Annotated in this window: 1 protein-coding gene; it reads left to right on the plus strand. The window is 37.2% G+C overall.

Going from position 1 to position 7161, the window contains the following annotated elements; all coding sequences use genetic code 11:
* Positions 1 to 12: 12 nt before the first annotated feature.
* Positions 13 to 7161 (plus strand): type I polyketide synthase (locus WN50_RS13930; protein WP_049559490.1); only part of this gene is annotated, 7149 nt, incomplete at its 3' end.

The following is a 7161-nucleotide window of genomic DNA, read 5'->3' on the forward strand; positions in this document are numbered from 1 at the left end:
GGAGGAAAAATAATGAATAATAAAACTTCTGAACCAATAGATAATCGTTCCAGACTAAACCGAGCATTGCAAGCTCTAGAAAAAATGCAGTCTAAGCTCACAGAAATGGAATCAACTCGTACTGAACCGATTGCCATTATGGGGTTAGCCTGTCGGTTTCCAGGTGCAAGAAATCCTGATGAATTTTGGCTCTTATTACAGCAAGGAAAAGATGCAATTTCAGAAGTTCCTCCCGACCGTTGGAATATCGAAACTTACTATAATTCAAACCCTGAAACACCGGGAAAAATATCAACTCGTTATGGTGGATTTGTTCCAAATCTAGCTGAATTTGATGCTCAGTTTTTTGGAATTTCACCGCGAGAAGCTGTTAGTCTAGACCCTCAACATCGCTTACTTTTAGAGGTGAGTTGGGAAGCTTTAGAAAATGCAGGTATCGTCCCTGAAAAGCTGACTGAAAAACAAACTGGAGTCTTTATCGGAATTAGCAGTAACGACTATTCTCAACAGTTATTAACGAGAGAGATTACAGAAATTGATGCCTATCTTGCTACCGGAAATTCCCACAGTACCGCCGCAGGTCGTCTCTCCTATTTGTTAGGTTTTACGGGTTCTAGTTTAGCTGTAGACACCGCTTGTTCCTCTTCATTAGTGAGTGTTCATTTAGCCTGTCAAAGCTTGCGAAATAAAGAATGTAATTTTGCTTTAGCTGGAGGTGTAAACCGGATTATTTCACCCGAATTTAGCATCAACTTTTCCAAAGCTAAAATGCTTGCTTCTGATGGTCGCTGTAAAAGTTTTGATGCAGCAGCAGATGGTTTTGTTCGTTCAGAAGGGTGTGGAATTATTATTCTTAAACGTTTATCTGATGCGATTGCGAATGGAGACAAAGTATTAGCTGTAATTCGAGGTTCAGCAATTAATCAAGACGGTCGTAGTAGTGGGTTAACAGTTCCCAATGGCCCCTCCCAGCAGGCTGTTATCCTTCAAGCTTTAGAAAATAGTAAAGTTAATCCCGCACAAATTAACTATATTGAGGCACATGGAACAGGTACAAGTTTAGGTGATCCCATAGAAATTGGGGCGTTAGGGGCTGTTTTTCGCCACACTCACACCTCAGAAAAACCATTAATTGTGGGTTCAGTAAAAACCAATATCGGTCATCTCGAAGCGGCGGCTGGAATTGCAGGATTAATTAAAGTCGTATTAGCATTGCAATATGAAAATATCCCACTTCATCTGCATTTTAAAACCCCTAATCCTCATATTAATTGGGATGAATTGCCTATCACTATTCCCACACAATTAATGCCTTGGCGTTCAGGAGAAATACCTCGACTAGCCGGTGTAAGTTCGTTTGGATTTAGCGGAACAAATGCTCACATTATTTTAGAAGAAGCTCCTTCTATTAATAGAGCTAAAATTTCAGAGAATCGCCCTTTACATCTGTTGACTATCTCAGCAAAAACACCCGTAGCCCTTGAAGAATATTGTCAAAAATATGAACAATATTTAGACCAATCTAAAGAAGCCTTAGAGGACATTTGCTTCAGTGCAAACACCGGGCGATCAGATTTTCAGTATAGACTCGGTATAATTGCTAGTTCTCTTGAAGAACTTCATCAAAAGCTGAGTAACAAAACCGATATGATTCAAGGTGAAAGATTCTCTAATTCTCCTAAAATAGCTTTCTTATTTACCGGACAAGGTTCACAATATGAAGGAATCGCGCAACAACTTTATGAAACCCAACCCACCTTCAGACACACCCTCAATCACTGTGCTGAACTTCTCAAAGACTCTCTAGATATCCCTTTATTAGACCTGCTTTATTCGCCTAATTATCAATCCTTAATTCATCAAACTCTCTACACTCAACCTGCTTTATTTGCTGTTGAATATTCCCTCTGTCAACTCTGGAAATCTTGGGGAATTCAACCGGATATTTTGATGGGTCATAGTTTAGGAGAATACGTCGCCGCTTGTGTGGCGGGAGTGTTTAGTTTAGAAGATGGACTTCAACTGGTTGTCACCCGCGCCCGTTTAATGCAGCAACTTCCCCGAAAGGGCGAAATGGTTGTGGTGTTTGCTGATGAAAAAACTGTCAAAGCTTATCTAGAATTCCAGCCCAATACAGTAGAAATAGCCGTGATTAATAGTCCAGAAAATACTGTGATTTCTGGTAATCATCAAGCCATTCAGCAAGCGATAGAAGTTCTAAGTACACAAGGATATAAAACTCAAAAACTCTCGGTATCTCATGGGTTTCACTCCCATTTAGTAGAACCGATGTTAGCAGAGTTTCAGAAAGTTGCAGCCAAAGTTAAGTATCATCAACCCATCATCGATATTGTTTCTAATGTCACAGGAACGTTAGCCACAGAAGAAATAGCAACGCCTGAATATTGGTGTCGTCATCTCCGTCAAAGCGTGAAATTTTCTGCGGGAATAGAGACGTTAAATCAGTTAGGAATAGAAGTTTTTATAGAAATCGGGCCAAAACCGACATTAATAAATTTAGGACACAGTTGTTTAGGAGAAACTGAGAAATTATGGTTAGCCAGTCTCTCACCGAAACAGCAGAATTGGGAGACACTATTATCGAGTTTATCTCAATTATATCTAGCGGGAGTTGAGGTCAATTGGTTAGGGTTTGATCAAGATTATTCTCGCCAACGAGTTGCTTTACCCACTTATCCTTTTCAACGTCAACGTTATTGGTTCAAGAAGCCTAATCATAAGCCTAAGTATCAAAAGCTAGAATATAATCAACATCTATTATTAGGAAGCAAACTCAATCTAGCTAAGTCTGATATGCTTTTATTTGAAAATATAATGAGCTTAGAAAATTTAGAATTTCTTAAACATCATCGTGTTTTTGATACAGTTATTTTGCCAGCAGCAGGTTTTATTGAAATAGTCTTAACGGCTGGATATCAGGTGACTAAGACGACAAATCTAGCATTAGAAGAAGTGAATATAAAAGCCCCTTTAACTCTGATTGAAAATGAAGATAAAATTTTACAGACTGTTTTAACTTCTGAATCTAACCAAGCATATAGCTTTGAAATTTTTAGTTTAGCTGAATCTGATTCTCAGTCTTCCTGGCTACTTCATGCAAGTGGAAAATTGAAAATCGAAACCCCTAGCCAGTCTCAAGCTATTAAAACTCCAGATATTTTTCAGGAAGAAATTAACCTTGAAAACTATTATCAGCAGTTAGAAGCGAGAGGAATAAAATTTGGTGAAGATTTTCAAGTGATTCGCCAACTCTGGAGTAATAGTTCACAGTCTTTAGGTCTGATAACAATTTCCGAAAAACTGATGAACGAAAGTTCAAACTATATATTTCATCCAGTATTATTAGACGGATGCTTACAAGTTTTAGGTGCAAGTATAAGTCAAAAAAATACGTCAACAGCTTATTTACCTATCGGCTTAGAACGATTTACCTTATATAATAATCCCGATTTTACAGTCAAAAGTTTTGCTGAAATAAGACCCGCTAAATCTCAGAATCAACAAACTTTAGTGGCTGATATCAAAATTACTGATTTAGATAATAAACTCATTGCTACAATAGAAGGTATACAACTCCAACCTGTAAATTACGAATTACTTTTTAAAAATAATTCACTTTCATTTCAGGATTGGCTTTATCAAATTGAATGGAAACCTCAAAATCATCCACACCGAACCAAAATAGCTAATAATCTGCTAAAACCTGAAGATATTAAACAGAAATTATCTTCCCAATTTACTCAATTAATAGAGAAACGTGAAATTATAAAATATCAAGAATTTTTAGTTGAATTAGAGTCGCTAAGTTCAGCTTATATTATCAACACTTTTCAGGACATGGGTTTAAATTTGCAGACACATCAACAATTTTCAACTGAAGAATTATTACTAAAATCAGGAATCGTTAGCCAACACAAAAGACTGTTTAATCGGTTATTAGAAATATTAGTAGAAGATCAGATATTGGTTGCTGATGAAAAAGAGCATTGGCGGGTTATTAATATTCCTGATAAATCCCCCGTCGAAGTAAAATACAATATCTTATTAGAACGTTATCCCAACGCTCAAGCAGAATTAACTTTATTGCATAATTGCGGTTCACAACTGGCTGAAGTTTTGCGCGGAAATTGTGATTCAACTCAGTTACTTTTTCCCAAGGGAGACTTAAGTTTAACAACTCAAATCTACCAAGATTCTCCCGGTGCAAAAGTAATGAATACTATGATTCAAAAAGCAGTCAGTTTAGCATTAGAAAATATTCCCCCTGAACAAAAGATCAGAATCTTAGAAATTGGAGCAGGAACTGGGGGAACAACTGCTTACTTACTTCCGCATCTGAATCCATATAAAATAGAATATATTTATACCGATATTTCCCCTCTATTTGTTAATAAAGCAAAACAGAAGTTTCAAGACTATGATTTTATAAATTATCAAATTCTCAATATAGAAAAGCCTGTAGAATCACAAAATTTTGAAAGTCATCAATATGATATTGTGATCGCGGCTAATGTTTTACACGCTACCTCAAATTTACAGCAGGTTTTAGATAATATTAAACGTTTACTGGTTGCCAAAGGATTGCTGATTTTGTTAGAAGGAACTCAACCTTTACGTTGGTTTGACTTAACCTTTGGTTTGACAGAAGGATGGTGGAAATTTAATGATCAAGAGATTCGTCCCAACTATCCTTTAATTCCTGCTTCTCAATGGCAAAATCTATTACAAGAAAGTGCGTTTTACAAAGCTATAACCTTAACAGAAAATTATAATAAACCTCTTGAACAAGCAGTTATTATCGCTCAAAATAGTCAACTCAATCAGTCAGAATCAAAGGAATGGTTAATTTTTGCAGATCAGCAAGGAATGACTCAACAACTTGCTCAACTTTTGACAGAGCAGGGAGAATCTTGTACTTTAGTGTTTGCAGGAAAAAAATACCAACAAGTTAATCAGCGAACCTATCAAGTTAATCCTAATAAAATAGATAATTTTAATCAACTTTTTGCAACTCTAACAGCGAAAAATATAATCTGTAAAAAAGTTGTCTACCTATGGAGTTTAGAGACTTCATCACCTGAAGCTTTAAGTTTAGAAGAATTGACAACCACCTCAAAAATAGGCTGGGAAAGCTTATTAAAGCTAACTCAATCACTGGTTAAAAACTATTCTCAACCGCCATCTTTAGCAATTGTTACTAAAGGATCTGTTGCAACTGGAATAGAAACGAATTTGTCGGGAATAGCCTATTCTCCCCTATGGGGACTGGGGAAAGTTATTGCTTTAGAACATCCAGAACTGCATTGCATTCAAGTAGATTTAGACCCAGAAAAATCGCTTGAAACTCAAGTCAATATCTTGTTAACTGAACTCAAACACCCCACAGCAGAAAATCAAGTAACATTTCGTGAAAATACTCGGAAAGTATCTCGATTAACTCGCTATAAAACAAACAGTTTAAACCAATTAGAACTTACCAAAAATAAACCATTTAAACTGGGAATTTCCAAACGGGGAACACCGGAAAATATGAACTTACAACCTACAAATCGCCGTCAACCGAAAGCACAAGAAGTTGAAATTAAAGTAAAAGTAACTGGACTGAACTTTATTGATGTTTTGGATGTATTAGGTGTACTTCCCTTTGAAAGAGATTGGTTTGGGGTAGAATGTGCAGGTGAAATTGTAGCAGTTGGAGAGGGTGTCGAACACCTCAAAATAGGTGATAATGTTATCGCTCTCGCGCCGGGAAGTTTTAGTCAATATGTAACTGTTAACGCTCAATTAGTCACGTTGAAACCTGTTCACTTAAGTTTTGAGGAAGCGGCTACAATTCCCGCCAATTTCATAACAGCTTATTATGCCTTACATCATCTTGCAAAAATTTCCGAAGGAGACAAAGTTTTAATTCATTCTGCCGCAGGGGGGACAGGAATGGCGGCTGTAAAAATTGCCCAAGCTGTGGGAGCAGAAGTCTTTGCAACTGCAAGTTCTAGTAAGTGGGAATTTTTAAAATCATTAGGCATAAAACACATTATGAACTCGCGAACGTTAGAATTTGCCGATGACATTATGCGGCAAACTCAAAACCAGGGAGTTGATATTGTTTTCAATTCTTTATCGGGAGAATTTATCCCTAAAAGTTTATCGATACTTAAAGAAAATGGACGTTTTATCGAAATAGGGAAGCGAGAAATTTGGAGTTTAACTCAAGTCAAAAACATCAAGCAGAATGTCTCTTATTACCTAGTTGATTTAATGACTACCGCCCAAGAAAATCCTAATTTAATTCAGTCACTTTTATCAGAAATAGTGCAGAAGTTTACCACCCAAGAATTACAACCATTACCCCACAAAATCTTTAATATTAAAAATGCACCTGCTGCTTTTCGATATATGCAGCAAGCCAAACATATCGGTAAAATTGTCATCACAAACTCAACTCAAGAAAATCGGAAAGATTTCTCGGAGGGAACCTATTTAATTACAGGAGGTTTGGGAGGATTAGGACTGTTAGTTGCTCGTTGGCTGGTTGAAAAAGGAGCGAAAAATATAGTATTATTAAGTCGTCGTCATCCCAACTCAGAAACTCAAACAACACTAGATGAATTAGAAAGACTTGGAGCGAAAGTTATTATTACTCAAGCCGACATTTCTGACGATAAAAAAGTCACTAAAATTTTCCAGAATATTAAACAAAATTTACCTCCATTACGAGGAATTTTTCATGCGGCTGGAGTATTAGAAGATGGTGTATTAATGCAACTCAACTCTGAAAAATTTGAGCGCGTAATGAAGCCAAAAATGCACGGAGCCTGGAACTTACACCAGTTAACAAAAGACATCCCTCTCGACTATTTTGTACTCTTTTCTTCGGCTGCTTCGCTGTTAGGTTCACCTGGACAAGCTAACCACGTCGCAGCGAATACTTTTCTAGATATGCTTGCTCACTACCGCCAAATGTTGGGCTTACCCGGACTCAGTATTAACTGGGGTGCCTGGTCTGAAGTCGGAGCCGCGGCTGAACGTCAAGTCACTCAGCACATGAGCCTCAAGGGAGTAGGAACGATTTCTCCTCAGCAAGGGCTAGAAATTTTAGAGGAATTAATCGCTCAACCCGACCCACAAGTTGGGGTAATT

The sequence above is a fragment of the Limnoraphis robusta CS-951 genome (genome assembly GCF_000972705.2).